At 51.5% G+C, this 1,068-nt stretch carries 1 pseudogene; it reads left to right on the top strand.

Annotation, left to right across the window (positions count from 1 at the left end):
- Positions 1-98 precede the first annotated feature (98 nt).
- Positions 99-1,068 (top strand): annotated as a pseudogene (locus KTN04_RS16570) (IS30 family transposase); the annotation flags it as partial.

Below are 1,068 nucleotides of genomic sequence, written 5' to 3'. Positions count from 1 at the left end.
CCGGTATTCGGCGCAAACAGCGGATGGCTGCCATGGACATTGAGTACATGGAGAGGGTGATACATGCTTAAAAAATGTTCACGCTCTCGCCCTGGGTTTCTCTCAAGGATATCGGTAGGATCTTTAACAGGCCATCGTCATCCATTCATCAGCTTTTGGCACGTACTGGGGGGATTCGTCCTCCTGAACGAAAGCGCTCTCCTCGAGTCCTGACCCTGTCAGAACGAGAGGAAATATCTCGAGGATTGGTTGCTGGGTGCTCCTTGAGGCAAATCGCGGGTAAGCTGGGGCGAGCGCCATCCACCATTAGCCGTGAAGTTACGCGTAACGGGGGTATTCTTCAATACCGAGCAGTAAGCGCAGATCAGGAGGCGCTGCGCAAAGCACTTAGGCCCAAACCATGTAAGCTGGCTTCTAATCCCGGGCTTTGTGCTGTCGTGGATCTCAAACTCAGAGAACACTGGTCGCCCCAGCAAATTGCTGGTTGGCTCAAACGGAAATTGCCTCAGCATGAGCACCTGCACGTGTCACATGAGACCATCTACAAAACCTTGTTTGTACAAGCTCGGGGAGCACTAAAGAAAGAGCTTCAGGCTTATCTACGTTCCAAGCGATCAATTCGTCGAGCCAAGTCCGCTTCACTGAAACAAAAGGGCCTCGGGAAAATAGTAGATGCTGTATCAATCCACGAAAGGCCTCCAGAAGTTGAGGACAGGGCCGTCCCTGGCCACTGGGAGGGTGACCTGATAGCAGGCTCGAAGAACAGCTATGTGGCCACACTGGTTGAACGGCATTCTAGGTATGTGTTGCTGGTGAAAGTTGGCGGACGAAAAACTGAAGAGGTGGTTACAGCGCTGGTCAGGCAGTCAAGGAGCCTACCCAAAGAGCTTTATAAGTCATTGACCTGGGACCGAGGATCAGAGCTCGCATCACATCAAAAGTTCACCTTGGCCACTGACATACAAGTGTACTTCTGTGACCCTCAAAGTCCTTGGCAGAGGGGATCAAACGAAAATACCAACCGTCTGCTCAGGCAATACTTACCGAAAGGAACTGATCTATCAGTTC

Origin of the sequence: Marinobacterium weihaiense (assembly GCF_019061305.1) — a bacterium.
GTDB lineage: Bacteria > Pseudomonadota > Gammaproteobacteria > Pseudomonadales > Balneatricaceae > Marinobacterium > Marinobacterium weihaiense.
The sequence above is the reverse complement of the archived record's forward strand: the minus strand, read 5'-3'. Positions and strand labels throughout refer to the sequence as shown.